This is a genomic window from Marinomonas phycocola (assembly GCF_047525455.1).
Taxonomy (GTDB): domain Bacteria; phylum Pseudomonadota; class Gammaproteobacteria; order Pseudomonadales; family Marinomonadaceae; genus Marinomonas.
This window is the reverse complement of the sequence record NZ_JBLIXL010000005.1, coordinates 146,024-165,208: the sequence shown is the minus strand read 5'-3', so window position 1 is coordinate 165,208 and position 19,185 is coordinate 146,024. Positions and strand designations below refer to the sequence as shown.

The following is a 19,185-nucleotide window of genomic DNA, read 5'->3' as shown; positions in this document are numbered from 1 at the left end:
CCGCTCCTACTTTTCAGCGACGATAGATGGCTGTTCGCCGATCTTGTAAACTTCTTTAATTTCATACGTTTGGGTATCGCGTGTCATATTGAAAAATTTACGACACCCAGCTGCATGAACCCATAACTCATGATGAATACCACGTGGGTTTTTACGGAAGAAAAGATACGTGCCCCACTCTTCATCAGTGCAAGCATCAGGGTCAAGAGGACGAGGAAGATGCGCCTGACCTGCTGCATGAAACTCTTCTTCTTCACGGTATTCCGCGCAATGCGGACAATAGATATGAAACATATTTATCAGCTCCTATTAATGCGCTACGCCAGCGGCACCATGTTCATCGATCAAGGCACCATCATAGAAACGGAACATAGAGAAAGGTTCCGCCATTGGGTGCATTTCACCTTTCGCCAGAGACGCCGCAAAAACGTTGCCCGAGCCAGGGGTTGCTTTAAAGCCACCCGTTCCCCAACCGCAGTTAAAGAACAAATTTTTCACTGGAGACTTACTAATAATCGGGCAGGCATCTGGGCATGTGTCCACGATTCCACCCCATTGGCGGTTCATACGAACACGACTGAATATTGGGAATAACTCAACAATGGCTTGTACCGTATGCTCAACCGTTGGATACGACCCGCGTTGACCATAACCGTTATAGCCATCGATACCAGCGCCAATCACCAAATCGCCTTTGTCTGATTGACTGACATATCCATGCACATGGTTAGACATCACTACCGTATCTAAAATCGGTTTGATTGGCTCAGATACCAAAGCTTGTAATGGATGCGATTCTAATGGCAATTCAAAACCTGCCATTTTAGCAATCACACTGGAGTTACCCGCGACAACAGACCCAACGCGGTCTGCCATAATGTCACCATAACGATTGGTTTTTACACCCGTAATCGTGCCATCTTCAATAATCAGATCCGTCACTTCCGTTTGTTGAATCAAATCAACACCCAAAGAGTCTGCACCCCGAGCAAATCCCCAAGCAACGGCATCATGGCGAGCAACGCCCCCACGCGGCTGCCATGATGCACCCATTATTGGGTATCGTGTATTTTGCGAACAATCCATGTGCGGCACGATTTCTTTGATTTGCTGAGGGTCCAGAACTTCACCGTCGATGCCGTTTAAACGATTGGCATTTACGCGACGTTCAATATCTCGCATGTCTTGTAAGGTATGACCTAAATTCAATACGCCTCGCTGAGAAAACATGACATTATAGTTCAAGTCTTGCGACAACCCTTCCCATAGTTTCATTGCATGCTCATATAAGTGAGCGGATTCATCCCATAAGTAGTTTGATCGAACAATGGTTGTATTACGGGCTGTATTACCACCGCCTAAATAACCTTTTTCGATAACGGCTACGTTTGTTACGCCATGCTCTTTCGCAAGGTAGTATGCGGTCGCTAAACCATGACCGCCGCCGCCAATGACAATCACATCGTATTTTTTCTTAGGCGTAGGATTACGCCATGTACGCTGCCAATTTTCATGGTGTGTAAAACTGTGTTTTAGTAACCCAAACCCTGAATAACGCTGCATATCGTCAGCTCCTGTTTTAGCCGCCACTTATACCCATTAAAGCGGCTTCTGTTCTTATACAAATTAGCGATGCTGTTTAGCGATACACGGAGTAATCGGCATACAACGCTTTTACACGTTTTTACTTTTAAGGGAGTTTTATCAACCTGAGACAATAAAAAGACGCTCTGGGAAGCTCATTGTATTTTAAATAGTCATTTAGCAAGTTTGATCTAATATAGCGCTTACACCTTTCTTATCTATGCTTGCACACGACTCCCTATTGCGTAGACACGACATACAAGGACTTTTTAGCAGAAAAAAAAGTTGCGTATGAAGCGACTGAAGAGGGAATTTTTTTCTACGAAAATGGATTTTATGTATTAGAAGAAACATGACCTATCCACGTTTTTTCTTCCTGTATAATATCTAAAAACCATTTCTTAAACACACAAAAAGCTTCATGCTCTTGCTTACTTTCTGAGTACGTTAAATAATGCAACTTTTCTTTATAAACAGACTCAACCTCTCCAACGCGAACTAACCATCCTTGCTTTATCATAGGTACGACTAAGTGGTTCCAACCAAGGCTGACCCCTTGATGATTTAACACCATTTGAATCAACATGGTGTAATCATTCGCATTGAATAGATGGCGATCTCTATTTAGACGAATTTCACCTCCACCCGCTTGGCTATCTAACCAAACTTCCCAATCCACATGTTCTGCTACTTGAGAGCGCCCATATGGCGTTAAGTTTAATAAGGTCGCATTGGTCAATCCCTCTAATGTCGCGATATCTGGATTTTGTTTTAAATACAGAGGCGAACAAACCGGATAAATTGAATCATAAAACAATGGAATTGAATGGTACCCTTCCCGAGGGTCGCTGACTTTATTGATGAAAATATCAGGGTAAACACCAGGTTCCATTTGCAAGAAGTTGCTGGTTGTTACCACATTCACGTCAATGTAAGGGTTCTCAGCAAAAAAACTAGGCAACCGCGTCGACAACCAAAAAGCCGAAAAAGCGGGGGAACAACAAATGACCAACTCTTGTTTGCCCTTTTTATTATTTTGAATACGCTGAGATACTTGAGCAATGTTAACAAAGGATAAATAGGCTGCATTATAAAAAGTAACCCCTGCCTCAGTTAATTCTACTGCCCTACCTGATCGTTTAAATAACTCAACATCAAGAAAAGATTCTAACTCTCTAATCTGCCTACTTATGGCCGCTTGAGTGACACAAAGCGCTTCTGCTGCTCGGGTAAAATTTTGATACTTGGCCGCTGCAACGAACGCTTTCACAGCTCGTAATGAAGGCATTTTAATTAAGATCTGATCGGGTTCAACATGCTTTACCATGGCTAAAACCCTCCTTTATTCTCAAAAGACTTGGTGAGTTTGGCCACGACTATTTGACAAAATAGACATGATCACCGATCTCATTAGTCGTTATTTAGTACTCGATTTTCATGTCACTTTGAATGCTGGTACAACAAGAAAGAATGTAACCGTCTTCGATCTCTTCGTCGCTAATGCCACCACTGTGCAACATGTCAAACTCTCCAGAAATGACTTTCACACGGCAGGCTCCACAAATGCCGATTCCACAGGCTTTTGAAATGTTCACCCCCGCACTGATCGCCGCTTCATTCAAATTCATCCCACGATCTACTTCAATGGTTTCGTCCGAATCGGCAAAGCTTAAGAAAACTAACTCTTTAGGCTGTTGATCTTGGATTTCAGCCATATTGGCGTGCTTCTCTGCCAAAGCAACGTCTTTTTCTGGCGTCGCATCAAATGACTCTTCATGATAGCGCTTCATATCAAAGCCGCTTTCCTCAAGCATTTTTTTAACCGCGGTCATATAGGGCACAGGGCCACAACAAAAGATTTCCCTGTCTTGATAATCCTCCGCGATCAGTTTTAACATGTGAATATCGAGATGGCCTCGATAACCATTCCACGCTTGCCCTATTTCGGTTTTTTCACAAATTAGATGCAACTTGAACGTATCAATACGAGTCGACATGTAAGCCAATTCATGGCTATAAATCACATCTTTTGGTGTGCGGGCACTGTGTGCAAAAACCATATCGACACTTGAATCAGTATCAAACCACCAACGTGCCATGGACATCATGGGCGTGATGCCAACGCCACCAGATAAAAGAAGTACTTTATCCGACGGAAAATCCATGCAATTAAATCGTCCCACAGGCCCATGGATCGCAATTTGATCACCTGACCGCAAGTTATCGTGCAACCAATTTGAAACATATCCTCCAGGAGCACGCTTTACTGTAATAGAAAAGCTATAAGGTATCGATGGAGAGCTAGATATCGTGTAAGAGCGCATCACCCTTTCGCCATCTATTTCAAGCTCTAATGTGACAAATTGTCCAGGCTTATATAAAAATAGCACTGGGTGATTCATGTTAAATGTAAACGTCGTCACATCGTGTGTTTCAGCAATGACTTTTAAACATCGCACTAAATGACGCCCATTTATCCATCGCTGGAATACCATAGGGTCTAAAAAGTCAGTGGTATTTAATTCGCTCATATTTGTTCCTATTTAACTCACAATCGATATCAATCTATGCTCTACCACATCGACTGAGCTAGAAGTCTCCAAGTTAAAGTTCAATACCAGATTGCCATTCTTTCCAACGTATAGTGAGGTTGGCCCCTAGGGATAAAAATGGTTCTGGAGGCAATGTCTTCGGAGCTTGATAATCTAAAAACTCATTCAGCAAGCTAGACGTTCCCAGAACAGCTAATTCCGCAGCCATCATCCCAGATAAGGTCCCCTTCACTGTTCCTAATCCGTTTTGGCAACAGGCAGACCACACTCGTGTCTCCACCTCTCCAAAAGCCGGCATGGAATTCCACGACAAGCATAATCGCCCACCCCAGCGGTGCTCCATCTTGACCTCATCAAGCATAGGGAAGCGAGCTGCAAAAGAGCGCTCTTGCAATAGGGCTGCGCGTTTCATACTTTTGTCATTGACTTCAATCGATTGGTTCAACGTGGCGTGGTTCCGAACAACGATTCGATCACCACTGCCCTTATAATTAGAGAAACGTCGAACAGTGGTGCCCATTGGATCCGCAGGCAGTACGCCCCAATCTGGGCGTCCTCCTAATTTATGTACTTCGTTTTCTGTTAAGTCTCTTGTCATAGATGCATAAGTAAAGACATGCAATAACTGACGAGGGAAGAAACCAAATGATTGAATATGGCCATTCACAGCCAGAATAACGTTTTTCGCTCGCACACTTCCACGAGGTGTTGTTAATGTGTGCACATCGCCTAATCCCATGGAAACAACAGGACTGGCTTCAAAAAAAGACACTCTATCGCTCAAACCATTCGCTACAGAGCGTATAAATGCGGCAGGTTGAATCATAACGGAGTGCGGTGTAAACAGCCCCTCACGATAAAATTCACTGCCAGTCCAATCTTTCATCTCAGAGGCATTTTTTAATTCATAATGCTCACCAAGGGCATCCAAATGCTCTCGGTAACTGCGAATATGAGCTATGCCTTTCTCTGATGCCGCCGCTGTAATTTTTCCACATGCATCAAAGACGGCTTTTTCCATGACGTACTCTTCAGCCATTTCACGCGAAAACTCAATTGCAGCACGATTCAGACGGATTTGTCGTCGATCCTTATCATGTGTTCCAACATAGGTTTCCGAATTTAATTCATGAGGCAAGTCAATCATAAAGCCGCTGTTTCTACCAGCTGGCCCGTCTGCAATGCATTTTGCTTCAAGTACGACTATTTTTTCTTTATTGCCAACTAATTGGCTCAGCCTTCGAGCCGCTGACAAACCAGCAAAACCACCGCCAACGATGGCCCAATCAACATCTATATTTTCTGTTAGTTCAGGATAACGAGACGCTTCCTTAACTAGAGTATTCCATGCCGCGGGGCCGGGATCTTTCGGCAGCTTAGTGACATTAATTGTTTTATTAGCCATATTGTTTTCTCAGCTAGATCCGGTAACACCTTAAAAAGAGCCACACCCTCAAGGCAATTTACCCCTATCCGGTATGGTGTCTTTATCGTTTTGCGCAATCAACAGCGCCTCAACTAGTCTGTGTAACCATCTACAGCATCGTCACTTAGATCGACCCAAATTGTTTTCAATTCGGTGTATTGATCGTGTGCATGAATGGAGTTATCACGCCCTCCAAAGCCCGATTGCTTATAACCTCCAAATGGTGTGGTTATATCGCCTTCACCAAAGCAATTCACCGTTACTGTACCCGCACGAATCGCTTGCGCTGCACGCAGTGCTTTTTTACCGTTTGCTGTGAACACTGACGCGGCTAACCCATACTCGGAATCGTTTGCAATTCGAATTGCTTCCTCATAGCTTTCCACTGTGATAACAGACAGAACTGGACCAAATATTTCTTCTTGAGCCATTTTGTCGCTGTTTAAAACACCATCAAACACAGTTGGTTGAATAAATACACCATCACGAGTTTCACCACCTAACACCAATCCATAACCGGCTTCTTTACCTTCCTCTAAGTAGCTTGCCACTTTAGAGAAGTGTCCCCTGTCAATCATCGCGCCAAGCTGGTTACTTGGATCTAGAGGGTCGCCTACTTTCCATTCTCTTGAATGCACTTTAATACGTTCTAATAGAGCGTCCTTAATGCCGCTTTGAACAATTAAACGTGATCCTGCTGAACAGTTTTCCCCCATATTCCAGAATGCTGCTGCACACACTTGTGAGGCCACTTTATCAAGCTCTTCCGCATCATCTAAGACAATACAAGGGTTCTTTCCACCCAATTCAAGAACCACAGTCTTCAAGTTAGAATCCGCTGAATAGCGCAAGAAACGACGCCCTGTTGTGGTTGATCCTGTGAATGCCACCATGTCGACATCCATATGTTTCCCAAGTGGCTCACCCACTTCAGAACCAGAACCCGTCACAATGTTTAAAACACCACGAGGCAAGCCCGCATCAGATGCCAATTCAGCAATACGTAACGCAGTTAAAGACGTTTGCATGGCCGGTTTTATCACCATAGAGCAACCTGCTGCTAGCGCAGGCGCCATTTTCCAAGCCAGCATAAGTAATGGGAAATTCCACGGTAATACCGCACCCACGACCCCTACAGGTTCACGTACAACCATGCCAATCGCATCGCTGCCAACAGGCGCTGTTTGGTCATAAATTTTATCAGCTAACTCAGCATGCCAAGTCAATGTATGAATGAATTCAGGAATGTCGATGGATTCACAATCCACAATAGGCTTTCCTGAGTCCAAGCTTTCCAATACAGCTAACTCGCGACTATTGCGTTTTACCAACGTACATAACTTACGTAAAACCACTTTACGTTCAGTTGGGTGCAGTTTGCTCCAACGGCCGTCTTCAAAAGCATCACGGGCTTTGCTAACCGCAAAGTCCACATCATCCGAGTTGCAAGACGCCACATGGGCTAATACATCCCCTGTGGCAGGGTTCACTGATTCAAAGGTGTTACCGCTTACAGAAGGGCGAAAGGAGCCATCTATAAAGCTCATTGAAGGTGGGGCTAAATCCGCAGCAATGGCTTTATATTCTTCAAGAGTTAATAAATCTGACATGGCTTATTCTCCCGCCTTAGTTTGTAAGTTAGTCACACTTTCTTTCACGTTATTAAGCAGTGGTTCCGGTACTCCTGCGTCGATACTAGCAATGGCTGTTTTAAGTGTTTTTACCACTTGATCCATGGCGCGTTTTTCTTCCTGATTTAACCCTCGTAGAGGTTTTCGCATTTCACCAGAAACACGACCATCTAAGGTAACGCCGTACTTAACACTTTGAATAAACTTGCCACCTTGCTCCAACACTCGCATTAACGGCATCATCGATGACATGATACGTCGACCTTTTTGGAAATCGTTTTCAAGTACCGTGGCCTGATAAAGTGCTAAATGTTCTTTTGGTAAGAAGTTAGAACCTGCACAAACCCAACTACGCGCACCCCAAGCAAAAAACTCCAATGCTTGATCATCCATACCACAGGCGATTTGAATATGAGGATAATCACGTGCCAAAAGATGCAGGCGGTTAATATCGCCAGAGCTTTCTTTAATACCGCAAAAGTTTGCAGAACGACCGACTCGATTAAGAAACTCTTCTTCCATATTAACGCCCATACGATCTGGATAGTTATAAAGCATCACAGGTAAGTTCGCTGCGCGATCGACATCAAGAGCATGCAATGCAAGCTCTTTTTGAGTTGGCAATGAATAAGGAGGAGTCGCGACTACAATGACATCGGCCTCATATTTAGCCGCATCTTCTGCTAACTTAATTGACGCATTGGGATCAAGAGAGCCTGTACCAAAAATAATCTGCAGCTTATTACCGCAAATTTGACGAGCTATTTTCAATAGCTCAACTCGTTCTGCATGGCTTTCAACATAATATTCCCCCGTTGTTCCACCGATCATTAACCCTTGAACACCCGAATCCAAAAGATATTTCACATGGATTGCATACGCGTCATAATCAATTGAATAGTCACTCTTGAACGGAGTAATTAACGGTGTATAGATACCTTCGAAGTTCATAGAAATTACCCTCGCCATCGTTGTTATTTTGAACGAAAAAAAAACATTAAATGTGCCATCCAAATTTCATAAAATAGTAACGATCCCAAAGAGCCTTTCACAATCAACTTTTTCAAAGGAATAAACATAACTTCAAGTTATCAATAATGTTGAAATATTTCTCAAAAATCACATGAAAAAAACAAAAAAACAAACATTTATTTTTTTATCCATTTAAAAACAAAAACTTAAAAAGACAAAAGCCTTATAAAAAATGCTTAACATCAGCCTATAATTAAATATATCGCCTTATATTTTGAAAAATCATGGTAATTTAAAGCATTGGTTTTCGATAAAATATAATGCATATTAATATTCTGTTATTTGAAAATAATTAAAAAATAGCGTGTTTATATTATAAAAAACCAATGTTATGTTTTAAAAAAGCATAATTTTTTCTTGTATAAAATATTATTAGAGGAAAAAACATGTCTACAAATGAACCGTTTACGGATATTGATATACCCGTTGAAAAAACAGGCTTTTATAAAGGGTACAGTTTACCCATTGCTTTACTCAGTAAAGTATTTATAACGCTTTTAGTATTATGGACTCTTATTTGGCCTGCATCTGCAGACAGTCAATTAGGCTCTTGGAAATGGTCAATTTTAGGAGGCTTCAATTCCTTTTACATCGTGGCTGTCGGTGCATTTGCTATCTTCCTATTTATGTTGGCGATATTACCAAGTACCGGAAATAAAGTTTTAGGGCCTGTGGGTGAAAAACCCGAGTTCTCCAACTTCTCATGGTTCTCTATGATGTTCGGTGCCGGGTTAGGTGTAGGTCTAATGGTTTATGCAACCGCTGAACCACTTAGCTTATGGGGATCAAACCCTGAAATTGTCTCTCGTGCAGTCACTGGCAGTGCGTCAGAAACCATCGAATCGGCGTTTCGTTTTACTTTTTTACATTATGGTTTCCATGCATGGGCAATTTATGTTGTTACTGGGCTAAGTCTAGCGTATTACGCCTACACTAAAGACATGCCGTTAACGATACGCTCCGCTCTGACACCTATCCTGGGTCGTTTTGCTAATGGCCCACTTGGTCATCTGATTGATGTATTAGGCGTGATCGCGACGATCCTTGGTGTCGCCGTAACCATCGGTTTTGGTATTAGTCAATTTGTTGAAGGCGTCTACTCCATTACAGGCATAGAATGGTTAATGAATGGCAAGACAGAAGCACCGGCTCCTTCGACAGTAGGGATGGTTTCGGCTCTTATTCTTATTATGGGTATGTCAATTTTGTCCGCTGTTTCTGGTGTCGGTCGTGGCGTCAAATACCTTTCTAACCTTAATCTAGTACTCTCTCTTGTTTTGCTATTGACCTTTGTTATTTTTGGCTCCTTTCTGTTTGCTATGACAACGTACGCGACCGCGTTTGTTGATTACATCATGCATTTCCTATCCATAGGGTTTAATGCTTATAACCCTCAAAGTGAAGCAGCATTTGCCGCCGCTCTTCCTGAAGCAGCAGCCCCTTTTGTTTCAGAGCTTTACAGTGGCGCGACCAATGCGTGGGGTTCTTTTGATTCATTCAAAGGCGCACTCCCTGCTGCTGCGACACTTGATGAAGCAACACTTTCTGCAGCATACGATGCTGGCGAGGACGGTCGTTTATTTGGTTGGCAGTCAGGTTGGACGACCTTCTATTGGGCTTGGTGGATTGCTTTTTCACCTTTTGTGGGTCTATTTCTAGCTCGCATATCAAAGGGTCGTTCTGTTCGAGAATTCATCCTTGGTGCCGTAATCGCCCCATCGCTCGTTTGTTTTGTATGGATGACGTTATTAGGCGGAACCGCCATTGACTTGGAATTAAATGGCGTTGCTGAAGGCTCTATCGTCGGCGCATCATTAACAGCCAAACTGTTTGTTACCTTAGAGTATATGATTTCCGGTGGTTTATTATCAGTGATCTCAATAATGTGTGTTGTGTTGATTATGACATTCTTAGTCACCTCTGCTGACTCAGGTATTTTGGTAATGAATACTATTATGTCTGGTGGTGCTCAAGAGACAGGGGTTCTACATAGAATCATCTGGGGGATTTTGCTGACGCTGGTGATTGCAACATTGCTCATCGCCGGTGGCGGTGGTCTAGAAGCCATTAAAAGTGCGATGATCATAGGCGCATTACCGTTCACGTTTGTTATGGTTCTTATGTGTATTTCTCTTGCAAAAGCAATGTTCTACGACATAAAAAATGGCTCATAATGGATGATTAAAAACACATGTGACCTTCCAGTTGCATGTGTTTTTATCTCTTATAAACTAGCTTGCGTTAGCTACTCAACCCTACCCAGGTTTGTTCTTTCTGAGCTTCATCCAACAACCAATCTTTAAAAGCACAAAACGCATCGTTGTCTTGCTTACTTTCTTCATACGTTAAGAAATGCTTCTTTTCCTTAAAGGTTGTTTCAAGCGAACCAACCTTGACCAAAAGCCCTTGCTCAATCATAGGTGAAATTAAGTGATGCCATCCAAGGCTTACCCCTTGATGATTGAGAGCCATCTGTATCAACATGCTGTAATCATTGGCATTAAATACATGGCTTTCGCTTTCAAAATCAAAATCGAGTTCTGAATCTTGAATGTTAAACCAGATACGCCAATCAATATGCTCCGCAATTTGAGATCGTCCATAAGGGCTTAAATTCAACAAGGTTGTGTGCAATAACCCAGATAACCTATTGATCTCAGGGTGTTGTTCCAAGTAGAGAGGTGAACAAACAGGGTATATCAAATCAAAGAAAAGAGGCTCTGAATGGTAACCTTCCTTGGGATCGCTAACCTTATTAATAAAAATATCTGGACGGACGCCTGTTTCCATTTGTAAGAAATTGTTGGTTGTAACGACGTTAACATTAATATCTGGATGCTCTGAAAAAAACCGCCACAGTCGATTTGCTAACCAAAATGCAGAAAATGCAGGCGAGCAACAAATCACCAACTCATGCTTCTGCTCTCCGCCGTTTCGGATTCTTTGTGCCGCTTGAGCAATGTTCACAAAGGAAAGGTGCGCTGCATCATAAAAGATAATACCCGCTTCTGTTAACTCAACCGCCCTACCCGTACGTTTAAACAGTGTCACGCCAAGGTGCGACTCCAACTCTCTTATTTGGCGACTGATTGCCGCTTGGGTGACACACAGTGCTTCCGCAGCGCGCGTAAAATTTTGATATTTTGCGGCCGCCACAAAGGATTTTACAGCCCTTAACGACGGCATTCTCACTAAAATTTGATCGGGTTCTACATGTTTCGCCATAACTGCAAGTACTCAATTTCCCGAATAAAAAGTCGCTTTACCCATTTTGTCCCTATCAATACACTGGATTACTAATGGAAAAGGCATATATTAAATACACTTATTTAACTCCATATGCTTTGTTCAACACTATCAAAAATCCATTCTTCATCGATATTTGTCAAAACACTAATAACGTTTGTGAAGCCATAATAATGAAAGCCTATCACAGTGTAGAGTCATGGGAGTGCAATACAATGACAAGCAGAACCAAAACGTTGGATTTGATCCACTTACGTAAACCCCGTCACGCATTAACACGAGAACTGTATCGCGATGAAGGTGTGTATCAACAAGACCTTGAACAAATATGGCACAAAGAGTGGATTTTTTCAGGTCACAGCTTTGAACTGGTGAAGTCAGGCGGATACATGACATTGCAAGTGGGTGATTATCCTGTTGTGATCATCCGTGATGACAAAGGAGACATCCGAGCTTTTCACAATGCTTGTCGTCACCGTGGCTCACGCTTATGCAGTAAACCTAAAGGAAAGTCGGCGAAATTGGTTTGCCCTTACCATAAGTGGACGTTTGGCCTTGATGGGAAGTTATTGTTTGCAGGCAACATGGGGGACAATTTCATTGCGTCCGACCACAACCTAATGCCTGTTCATTGTGAAGTGGTCAATACCTTTATCTATGTTTGTGTTGCCGAAGAAGCGCCAGACTTCACAAATTTCCGTAACGATGTTTCGCCTTTCATCGCACCCCATAATTTAGAAGATTGCAAAGTCGCACACGAAGCCGATTTACTTGAAAAAGGTAACTGGAAGCTGGTTTTCGAAAACAACCGCGAGTGCTATCACTGCGACAGCAATCATCCAGAGCTACTTAACTCTTTTGTAGAAAACTTATCGGTTGCGGGAGTTGGAGGTGACGACGACCCTGAGCTTGTTGCGCATTGGGATAAATGTGAAGCAGCAGGTTTACCGAGCCGCCTCGTTATGGATGAAGGCGGCCAATATCGTATGACTCGTATCCCATTGTCGGCAAAAGCAGTTAGTTACACCATGTCAGGTAAACCAGCGGTAACTCGCCGTTTAGATAACTCTGAAGTTGAAGACATTGGTGCACTCTTGTATTTCCATTACCCGTCAACATGGAATCATTTCTTAGGTGATTATGCACTCAGCTTCAGAGTACTTCCTTTAAGTTCAGGTGAAACACTGGTCACCACCAAATGGTTAGTTCATAAAGACGCAGTTGAAGGCGTCGACTACGACATCGAAACACTCACAAAAGTGTGGGTAGATACCAACAACCAAGACAGAGAATTGGTGGAAGAAACCTTTAAAGGTGTCAGCTCGCCGTCTTACATCCCAGGCCCTTTTTCCGAAATCGCTGAGAATGGCGTTTGCCAATTTGTTGATTGGTACTGTGATACCTTGAAAAAGAAACTGAGCTAATTATGGAAATGTAATGTATACAGCCTGATATTCTCTCGTATTAGGCTGCACTTTCTATTTTTACTTCCATCAAAATCAGAGCTATCCGCTCGAACTGTGATAGAAAACCCTCCTCAACACACACTTCTCTTGATGGCATCATTCATTTGAATGATAAGAAAAACATTCTTGACTAAAATGTCAGCTTTAATGAAAATACTCATACCTTATGCGTTGGTATCAATGCTTCACATAAGAATGAATCACACTTCTGCATTTATAGGCATCATTATGAGCCCTCTGTTCTTTTCCTCGCTTACTACGGGCATTTTATCGGCTCTGATTGTTTGGCTATCGGGTCTACTTGATATTGAAAGTTGGGTTGTTTTTTTAGGCGCAACCAGTTACTTCGCATCTCAAGATAAGGGGCTAAAAGCCCTCTCTTACGTTTGGCTAACCAATGCATCTGGCGCGTTATGGGCCATCGCTATTATTTTGTTATCGGGTGTTTTCAGAGAAGGTATAGGTGCGTATTTAACCACTGGCATTATTGCTTTTATGATGTGTATTCAAGCCAAACTGCCCATTTTCAAATTCATTCCGGGTACTTTCCTTGGCGCGGCGGCCATTTTTGCGACCGATCATGCTTGGCCCGTGGCATTTATGTCACTATTTTTTGGTGCTATTTTTGGTTTCATGATGTTGCACGGTGGCGATCTATTGCATAAACACGCGAATAGAAATAAAGCGCCTGTATCCGCTTAGTTTAAAAAAAAGAGCGAAACACTAAGCTCTCGTTTGCTTCGCTCTTCTTGTTTCCTGTTAAAACCAAATCCAAAACGCAAGAATCGGCACAACAAGATACAATTCCAGCCCTCTTTCCATACACCCATTCAAAAGATAGGAATAATGGCAATTATCAATCAATTGATATGTTAATTGAGAAAATTTATTACGCTTATGGCCTTGGTGCTTCCAGTGCTCTAGAAATTGTATCAATGAATCAATATTACTTTTAACTTGTTGCATAGTAGGTTCTCCTCATAAGATACTTTCTATAGAATAGACTGATCCAAAAAAATTAAAATAAGGTAAATGATAAATTAGATACGCTAATTGAGAAGAACTGTGGCACTATGAAAACAAACAACAATTCCGAAAACGAGCATAAATACATTGCCAAATTACCTGACCAAAGTGAATTACTGCCACTTTGTGGACAAGAAGGCAGCTCTGTCAATTATTCCAGAACCCTCGCAAATACAACAAGTTGGATTGGATGTGGTTACATGACCAAGTCCTATAATTACCTCACTCATGAACGTGTTTGCTTTCCTTTTTATTCACTGGTTGTGGTGGTAGAGGGCAAAGGTGAGTTCATAGACGACAAAGGTAATGTGTTTCCTTTACACTCAGGCTCTGTATTTCAGCGTCGTCCAGATGAAGTGCATTCTTCCCATGTGATATCAGGTTCAGGATGGAGGGAGTATTACATCGATTGCAATACCGAGCTTTATCAATATTTACGCTCTATGAACATCATTAATAATAGCCAACCTGTTTTTTCGATTGCACTTAATGAGACGCTTTTGAACGATATCGAAAAGCTCATGACAGCCTTGTCTACTGCCTCACATCAAGCTCTGCCAGATGTGTATTTGCAGTACCAGTTGTTGCTCCGGTCCTTATTTGATCCAGAAAACACACAAGAGGCGCACCACCTTAGCGAGGACAACATGGTCAACACAGCTTGTCAGCATTTTGAAAATCGCTATAACGAGCGCTTTGATTTACGCGAATATTGTCAGGAAAATGGTTGGGGATATGACTCTTTTAGAAAACGCTTCAAAGCAAAAATGGGATTATCTCCACGGGAATATCTTGTTCGCAAACGCATGGAAGTGGCTTGCCAACTTTTACGCTCAAGCTCTAAGCAAATTTCTTACATCGCGATAGAACTTGGTTATGCATCACCTTATGAGTTTTCTAATCAATTCCATAAGCACTATGGCGTTTCACCAAAACACTTTAGAGATGGTTTATAGCCGCGGCACGAATCATTACTTCGCCTCATCCCATGTTTTTGTCGGTGAGGCAGGGGTTAATACAAAATCGTATTGTCAGTCATCAGCAGGTCGACTTCCTGACGCCAGTAAAGATCAACAAACAATGGACAATCATTACCCAAGTATTTCAAATCATCGAAAGATAAGGACATTTTTAGACTATAAAAAAGACTTTGGTCGCTGCATACTCAGCATCAAAGACTTTGTTATTTCCATTATCAACCCTGAAAAAGCGTTATTTTTATCTGAACACTTTTTCTTCGACCAGTAGATTCAAGATTTCTTGAGCTTTCTCTTGATCACTTTCTTTGATCAACACTTTTCCAGACTCACCTTGCGGTTTGGCCGTTGCCGCTTTAAAGCGTTCAGCCGCCGTTTTAGCTTTAATAATTTTAAGACGTTTTGGTCGTTTACGAGCCGGAGCTTCTGCCCACTTCACAGCAACATCATCGGTTTCTACCGCACATATTTGTGTCGTTAATGCCGCTCTCGAAGCAGGGCCAAATGCACTTTGTCTTGCTTCAGGGGCCGCCGTGTCGACGCTAGCAATAAATGGCAATGCCACTTTAATGACTCGACGCTGCCCTCTTGGTAACGCTTGCAACACTTCTGCCATTCCATCATTGATGGATACGATGTCTGCAATACGAGGCACCATTGGCCAACCCAGTTTTTCAGCTAACAGATACGGCACCATTCCTGAAGATTCACCACTTTCGGCTCTCACACCCGTTAAAATAATAGTAGGGGCGTGCTCTTGCATATAATCGGTTAACGGAATCAACGCATCCGCTTGGGATGGTGCTTCTAACACTTGAATTTCATCCAACCCCATACCCGCATACTGGCGTAAAGCCGCCTGCTCTGCGTCGCCCACATGCAAAACAGTCAAACGGTCTTTGGATAATGCCAAGCCCAATTCAACGGCACGCGCATCTTGATCCGCTCGGCGTTCACGGCCTGACTGAGGATGTTTACCAATGGAAATGAGTGACACAATACGCAATGACTCATTAGAATTAAGCGGCATGCTGACTCTCCTCTCCATCCGTTCCTTGCTCATTTTTAAACGCACGAATTAAGACAAGCAACTCAGCTAAAATCGCTTCGCTGTCTCCAATGGTGCTTAGTGCGGCTCGTTTCACCATGTCGCACCCTGCGTCCGTATTGATGGCAATCACCTTGTCACATTGCCCAATACCTTGCATATGTTGGATAGCACCTGAAATCCCAACGGCAATGTACACTCGTGCAGTCACCCACGTTCCGGTTGCGCCAACTTGCCTGAAACGTGGCATAAAACCATCGTCTACCGCCACACGGCTCGCGCCTTCTGTTGCACCCAGCTCTTGTGCGACTAAATGGAATTGATCCCAGTTATGAATGCCGTTGCCCGCAGAGAAGATAAACTCCGCTTCAGCTAACGGTATGGCATTTGGATCCACATCTACTCGACCTTCATCGTGCAACTGTTGGGTAACAATATCCACCGTGTTCAATGCAATTGGTAGGGCTTCATGACGTGTTTCATCAATCTGATTGGCACACTCTTCAGCAAGCAATAACAGTCTCGGGGTAGTACGCGTAATATCCACACTGCCACCAGCGCCACGACTGGTCGTCGAATTGATATCAACCGTCCATGCTTGCACCGCTGGTCGTTCTCCTAGACGTGCGGCCAAGCGTGATCCAAGATCTGCGCCACCATGTACACTGTCTGGAAACAACCAATATTCAGGACGATACTCTTGCTCAACTTGTTCTAATGCGGCTATTTGCTGTTCTGGACAATAACCATGATATTCACTGCTGTCCAAAATTAAGAGTCTGTCCGCGCCAGCCTGTTCAAATGTTGTGTCTTTTATTTCACCAAAACACACCAATAACACCGCACCTTTTGACTCTGGTTTAGCCGCTTCAGTTTCTCGTGCCAATTTGTGGCCCTGACCAATCACATCTTTATCGTGACTGGTTAAACGCCCACCAACCATGTCGGCCACTACAACCACATAAAAGTCAGGTTTGACCACTTGATGTAGTGGTAATTGTGCCGCTTTTGTCGCACCGACTTTAGCAGTACGGCCTTTGGCTTGCATGCCATTGCCTTTCAATCGATCAATACGCTTGATGCCATTTGGGCCAATGAAGCCAATCTTATGCAGATTTTTACGCACTAGCCCTGACGGACCACGAACGTCGGTTTCTTGTGTTGTACTAAAGGCATCATGTAATGGATGCAAACGGTTTCTGGCAATCCACTGCGCACGTGGATCACGTCTTACGATAGAGAAATCATCCTGTTCCGACATTAATGCACCTCCTCAACCAATTGATTGACTAAAATCTCAGCAATGTCTTTTATTTCTGGTCTCGGTTCAACAACACCTTCCAGCATCGCTGTACATTGTTGGCAACCCACAGCGATGAGATCAGCGCTTGTGGCTTTTGCATCTTCGACACGCATATCCGCAATTCGGCGTTCGCCCGGAATGTCTGTAATCGGTGCACCACCACCACCGCCACAACAGCGAGATCGAGAGCCAGAACGTTCCATTTCAGCGATTTCAATACCAAGAGAACGTAACAATTCACGCGGTGCTTCATATTCCCCATTATATCGACCTAGATAACAAGGGTCGTGATACGTCACCGTGCCACCTTTGAAAGGATCAAGCGTAAAGCGACCTTGTTGAACCAACTCATTTAAATAGGTTGTGTGATGCAATACCTCGACATCGTTTAATACATCGTAACCGAGATCGTTGTATTCATTTTTCAAACAATGAAACGCATGAGGATCCGTAGTGACTATGCGTTTAAATTGGTATTTTGATAGGGTTTCAAGATTGCGCTTCGCCAAACTTTGAAACGTTGCATCATCCCCTAAACGGCGAGCAACATCCCCGCAATCCAGCTCTTCGCCACCCAATACGGCAAACTCAACCTTGGCTGTTTTTAACAAGGTAACAAAGGAACGTAAGATGCGTTGGCTGCGCATATCAAACGCACCATCGGATACCCAAAACAATATGTCCGTTTCTTTGCAATCGCTTAACAAGGTCAAATTTTGATCCGCTGCCCAGTTCATACGATTCGTAGGCGCGTAACCATTTGGATTATCCGTTGCGATCATGTTATCCAGAGTCTCAGCACCTTTATTCGGTGTATTGCCTTTTTCCATTGTCAAATAACGACGCATGTCAACAATCGCGTCCACATGTTCTATCATCATCGGACATTCTTCAACACACGCACGGCAAGTCGTGCAAGACCACAGAGTATCCGCGTCTAATAACCCTTCGGTCATGATATGGTTTGCGCCACCTTTGGCATTACCCACATCACGGCCCGGATAAGGGCTACCTGCATAGTTTTCATCTGTGCCGCCCGCAAATCCCACGACCATATCTTGAATAAGTTTCTTAGGGTTCAACGGCTGACCTGCGGCAAAAGCAGGGCAAACCGCTTCACAACGACCACATTGAACACACGCATCAAAACCTAATAATTGATTCCATTTAAAGTCGGTTGGTTTCGCAACGCCCAGAGTATGGCCCGCGTCTCCAGAGTGAGACAAATCAACCGCCTTTAACCCTGTTGAGCGGCCTCCACCAAAGCGTTCAGAACGACGATGAAACGCCAAATGCAAAGCACCAGCAAACGCATGCTTCATTGGGCCGCCCCATGTCATGCCAAACAACATTTCCGACAAACTCATGACAACTAACACAGACAAAACAAGACTGAGCAACCACCCACCCGTGCCATCAGGCAAGACACCCGCAGCAGGTAAAGTAAGCACAAAGAAGGTAACCGAAAACATCAGTAAACTTTTAGGCAGTCGCATCCATGGCCCTTTAGATAAGCGACTTGGTGGATTAATACGACGACGAAAAACAAACACAGCACCGACAAACATTACCACCAAAGACAACAATAATGCCCATGCTAAAAGCTGGCTATCGGTGCCAAATAGATGAACCGCGAGTATCATAATAATGGATAGAACAAACCCGCCACCTGTAGCAGCATGCGTGTTTGACATGTACTTATCACGCGCCACCACGTCGTGCAAATCGTGTAAATAACGCTTTGGCATCGCCAATAAGCCCGCCACAATATCCACTTGATCCGATTGACCTGCACGCCACAAGTTTACTCGACGAACCGCTCCAATAATTGCCAAAATTAAGAGGATCGCAATCAGGATAGGATGTAACCATTCAAAAGACATAATTTCCCCTG

17 protein-coding genes are annotated in these 19,185 nt (G+C 43.4%); 5 read left to right on the top strand and 12 right to left on the bottom strand.

All coding sequences use genetic code 11. From position 1 onward, the window contains the following. Nucleotides 1-6 precede the first annotated feature (6 nt). The 7 genes from ACMUMJ_RS05890 to ACMUMJ_RS05860 form a co-directional block, all read right to left on the bottom strand. Nucleotides 7-294 (bottom strand): sarcosine oxidase subunit delta, encoded by a 288-nt coding sequence (locus tag ACMUMJ_RS05890; protein WP_414677864.1) that lies wholly within the window; start codon nucleotides 292-294, stop codon nucleotides 7-9. Between the two features lie 15 nt (nucleotides 295-309). Continuing rightward, a complete protein-coding gene (locus tag ACMUMJ_RS05885; protein ID WP_414677863.1) occupies nucleotides 310-1,563 on the bottom strand; it encodes a sarcosine oxidase subunit beta family protein in 1,254 nt (417 codons plus the stop codon). 355 nt (nucleotides 1,564-1,918) lie between these two features. After that, a complete protein-coding gene (locus ACMUMJ_RS05880) occupies nucleotides 1,919-2,911 on the bottom strand; it encodes a LysR family transcriptional regulator (protein ID WP_414677862.1) in 993 nt (330 codons plus the stop codon). Nucleotides 2,912-3,005: 94 nt separating this feature from the next. Further along, nucleotides 3,006-4,115 carry a glycine betaine monooxygenase reductase subunit gene (gbcB, locus tag ACMUMJ_RS05875; protein ID WP_414677861.1) on the bottom strand — a complete coding sequence of 370 codons (1,110 nt, stop codon included), beginning with the start codon at nucleotides 4,113-4,115 and terminating at the stop codon, nucleotides 3,006-3,008. 73 nt (nucleotides 4,116-4,188) lie between these two features. Further along, nucleotides 4,189-5,541: an NAD(P)/FAD-dependent oxidoreductase gene (locus ACMUMJ_RS05870; protein WP_414677859.1), complete on the bottom strand. Its 1,353-nt coding sequence runs from the start codon at nucleotides 5,539-5,541 to the stop codon at nucleotides 4,189-4,191. Between the two features lie 113 nt (nucleotides 5,542-5,654). Beyond that, nucleotides 5,655-7,172: an aldehyde dehydrogenase gene (locus tag ACMUMJ_RS05865; RefSeq protein WP_414677858.1), complete on the bottom strand. Its 1,518-nt coding sequence runs from the start codon at nucleotides 7,170-7,172 to the stop codon at nucleotides 5,655-5,657. A 3-nt stretch (nucleotides 7,173-7,175) separates the two neighbouring features. Continuing rightward, nucleotides 7,176-8,144: a dihydrodipicolinate synthase family protein gene (locus ACMUMJ_RS05860; protein WP_414677857.1), complete on the bottom strand. Its 969-nt coding sequence runs from the start codon at nucleotides 8,142-8,144 to the stop codon at nucleotides 7,176-7,178. A 467-nt stretch (nucleotides 8,145-8,611) separates the two neighbouring features. On the opposite strand from ACMUMJ_RS05860, the gene ACMUMJ_RS05855 reads away from it, so the two are divergent. Then, complete coding sequence (locus ACMUMJ_RS05855) at nucleotides 8,612-10,399, top strand: BCCT family transporter (protein WP_414677856.1); 1,788 nt, start codon at nucleotides 8,612-8,614, stop codon at nucleotides 10,397-10,399. 67 nt (nucleotides 10,400-10,466) lie between these two features. Here ACMUMJ_RS05855 and ACMUMJ_RS05850 read toward each other — a convergent pair whose 3' ends face one another. Continuing rightward, entirely contained in the window at nucleotides 10,467-11,450 is a 984-nt protein-coding gene (locus ACMUMJ_RS05850) for a LysR family transcriptional regulator (RefSeq protein ID WP_414677855.1), read from the bottom strand. A 236-nt stretch (nucleotides 11,451-11,686) separates the two neighbouring features. Here ACMUMJ_RS05850 and ACMUMJ_RS05845 point away from each other — a divergent pair, with 236 nt between their 5' ends. After that, nucleotides 11,687-12,895 (top strand): aromatic ring-hydroxylating oxygenase subunit alpha, encoded by a 1,209-nt coding sequence (locus tag ACMUMJ_RS05845; RefSeq protein ID WP_414677854.1) that lies wholly within the window; start codon nucleotides 11,687-11,689, stop codon nucleotides 12,893-12,895. Between the two features lie 177 nt (nucleotides 12,896-13,072). Next, nucleotides 13,073-13,639: a DUF1097 domain-containing protein gene (locus ACMUMJ_RS05840; RefSeq protein ID WP_414677897.1), complete on the top strand. Its 567-nt coding sequence runs from the start codon at nucleotides 13,073-13,075 to the stop codon at nucleotides 13,637-13,639. Nucleotides 13,640-13,696: 57 nt separating this feature from the next. Here the strand turns inward: ACMUMJ_RS05840 and ACMUMJ_RS05835 are convergent, their stop codons facing one another. After that, nucleotides 13,697-13,903 carry a hypothetical protein gene (locus ACMUMJ_RS05835; protein WP_414677853.1) on the bottom strand — a complete coding sequence of 69 codons (207 nt, stop codon included), beginning with the start codon at nucleotides 13,901-13,903 and terminating at the stop codon, nucleotides 13,697-13,699. Nucleotides 13,904-14,010: 107 nt separating this feature from the next. Here ACMUMJ_RS05835 and ACMUMJ_RS05830 point away from each other — a divergent pair, with 107 nt between their 5' ends. Together ACMUMJ_RS05830 and ACMUMJ_RS05825 are read left to right on the top strand one after the other, a co-directional pair. Further along, a complete protein-coding gene (locus ACMUMJ_RS05830; RefSeq protein ID WP_414677852.1) occupies nucleotides 14,011-14,919 on the top strand; it encodes an AraC family transcriptional regulator in 909 nt (302 codons plus the stop codon). Continuing rightward, nucleotides 14,909-15,211 (top strand): hypothetical protein, encoded by a 303-nt coding sequence (locus ACMUMJ_RS05825; protein WP_414677851.1) that lies wholly within the window; start codon nucleotides 14,909-14,911, stop codon nucleotides 15,209-15,211. Before ACMUMJ_RS05830 ends, ACMUMJ_RS05825 begins: the two co-directional genes overlap by 11 nt. On the opposite strand, the gene etfB is transcribed toward ACMUMJ_RS05825, so the two are convergent. Genes etfB through ACMUMJ_RS05810 form a run of 3 tightly spaced genes read right to left on the bottom strand, consistent with a single transcriptional unit; the run spans nucleotide 15,182 to nucleotide 19,174 of the window. Next, on the bottom strand, nucleotides 15,182-15,970 hold the full coding sequence (etfB, locus tag ACMUMJ_RS05820; protein ID WP_414677850.1) for an electron transfer flavoprotein subunit beta: 789 nt from the start codon (nucleotides 15,968-15,970) through the stop codon (nucleotides 15,182-15,184). The two genes, ACMUMJ_RS05825 and etfB, sit on opposite strands and share 30 nt — an antisense overlap. Then, nucleotides 15,960-17,249: an electron transfer flavoprotein subunit alpha gene (etfA, locus tag ACMUMJ_RS05815; protein WP_414677849.1), complete on the bottom strand. Its 1,290-nt coding sequence runs from the start codon at nucleotides 17,247-17,249 to the stop codon at nucleotides 15,960-15,962. The genes etfB and etfA overlap by 11 nt, the downstream gene beginning before the upstream one ends. Then, a complete protein-coding gene (locus ACMUMJ_RS05810; RefSeq protein WP_414677848.1) occupies nucleotides 17,249-19,174 on the bottom strand; it encodes a (Fe-S)-binding protein in 1,926 nt (641 codons plus the stop codon). The genes etfA and ACMUMJ_RS05810 overlap by 1 nt, the downstream gene beginning before the upstream one ends. Nucleotides 19,175-19,185: the final 11 nt, after the last annotated feature.

Excerpts from the sequence above, each read along its gene's own strand:
- ACMUMJ_RS05835 (WP_414677853.1), bottom strand. The coding sequence starts at position 13,903 with ATGCAACAAGTTAAAAGTAATATTGATTCATTGATACAATTTCTAGAG.
- ACMUMJ_RS05885 (WP_414677863.1), bottom strand. The coding sequence starts at position 1,563 with ATGCAGCGTTATTCAGGGTTTGGGTTACTAAAACACAGTTTTACACAC.
- ACMUMJ_RS05865 (WP_414677858.1), bottom strand. The coding sequence starts at position 7,172 with ATGTCAGATTTATTAACTCTTGAAGAATATAAAGCCATTGCTGCGGAT.
- ACMUMJ_RS05810 (WP_414677848.1), bottom strand. The coding sequence starts at position 19,174 with ATGTCTTTTGAATGGTTACATCCTATCCTGATTGCGATCCTCTTAATT.
- etfA (WP_414677849.1), bottom strand. The coding sequence starts at position 17,249 with ATGTCGGAACAGGATGATTTCTCTATCGTAAGACGTGATCCACGTGCG.
- ACMUMJ_RS05830 (WP_414677852.1), top strand. The coding sequence starts at position 14,011 with ATGAAAACAAACAACAATTCCGAAAACGAGCATAAATACATTGCCAAA.
- etfB (WP_414677850.1), bottom strand. The coding sequence starts at position 15,970 with ATGCCGCTTAATTCTAATGAGTCATTGCGTATTGTGTCACTCATTTCC.
- ACMUMJ_RS05850 (WP_414677855.1), bottom strand. The coding sequence starts at position 11,450 with ATGGCGAAACATGTAGAACCCGATCAAATTTTAGTGAGAATGCCGTCG.
- ACMUMJ_RS05870 (WP_414677859.1), bottom strand. The coding sequence starts at position 5,541 with ATGGCTAATAAAACAATTAATGTCACTAAGCTGCCGAAAGATCCCGGC.
- gbcB (WP_414677861.1), bottom strand. The coding sequence starts at position 4,115 with ATGAGCGAATTAAATACCACTGACTTTTTAGACCCTATGGTATTCCAG.
- ACMUMJ_RS05860 (WP_414677857.1), bottom strand. The coding sequence starts at position 8,144 with ATGAACTTCGAAGGTATCTATACACCGTTAATTACTCCGTTCAAGAGT.
- ACMUMJ_RS05880 (WP_414677862.1), bottom strand. The coding sequence starts at position 2,911 with ATGGTAAAGCATGTTGAACCCGATCAGATCTTAATTAAAATGCCTTCA.
- ACMUMJ_RS05845 (WP_414677854.1), top strand. The coding sequence starts at position 11,687 with ATGACAAGCAGAACCAAAACGTTGGATTTGATCCACTTACGTAAACCC.
- ACMUMJ_RS05855 (WP_414677856.1), top strand. The coding sequence starts at position 8,612 with ATGTCTACAAATGAACCGTTTACGGATATTGATATACCCGTTGAAAAA.
- ACMUMJ_RS05890 (WP_414677864.1), bottom strand. The coding sequence starts at position 294 with ATGTTTCATATCTATTGTCCGCATTGCGCGGAATACCGTGAAGAAGAA.
- ACMUMJ_RS05825 (WP_414677851.1), top strand. The coding sequence starts at position 14,909 with ATGGTTTATAGCCGCGGCACGAATCATTACTTCGCCTCATCCCATGTT.
- ACMUMJ_RS05840 (WP_414677897.1), top strand. The coding sequence starts at position 13,073 with ATGTCAGCTTTAATGAAAATACTCATACCTTATGCGTTGGTATCAATG.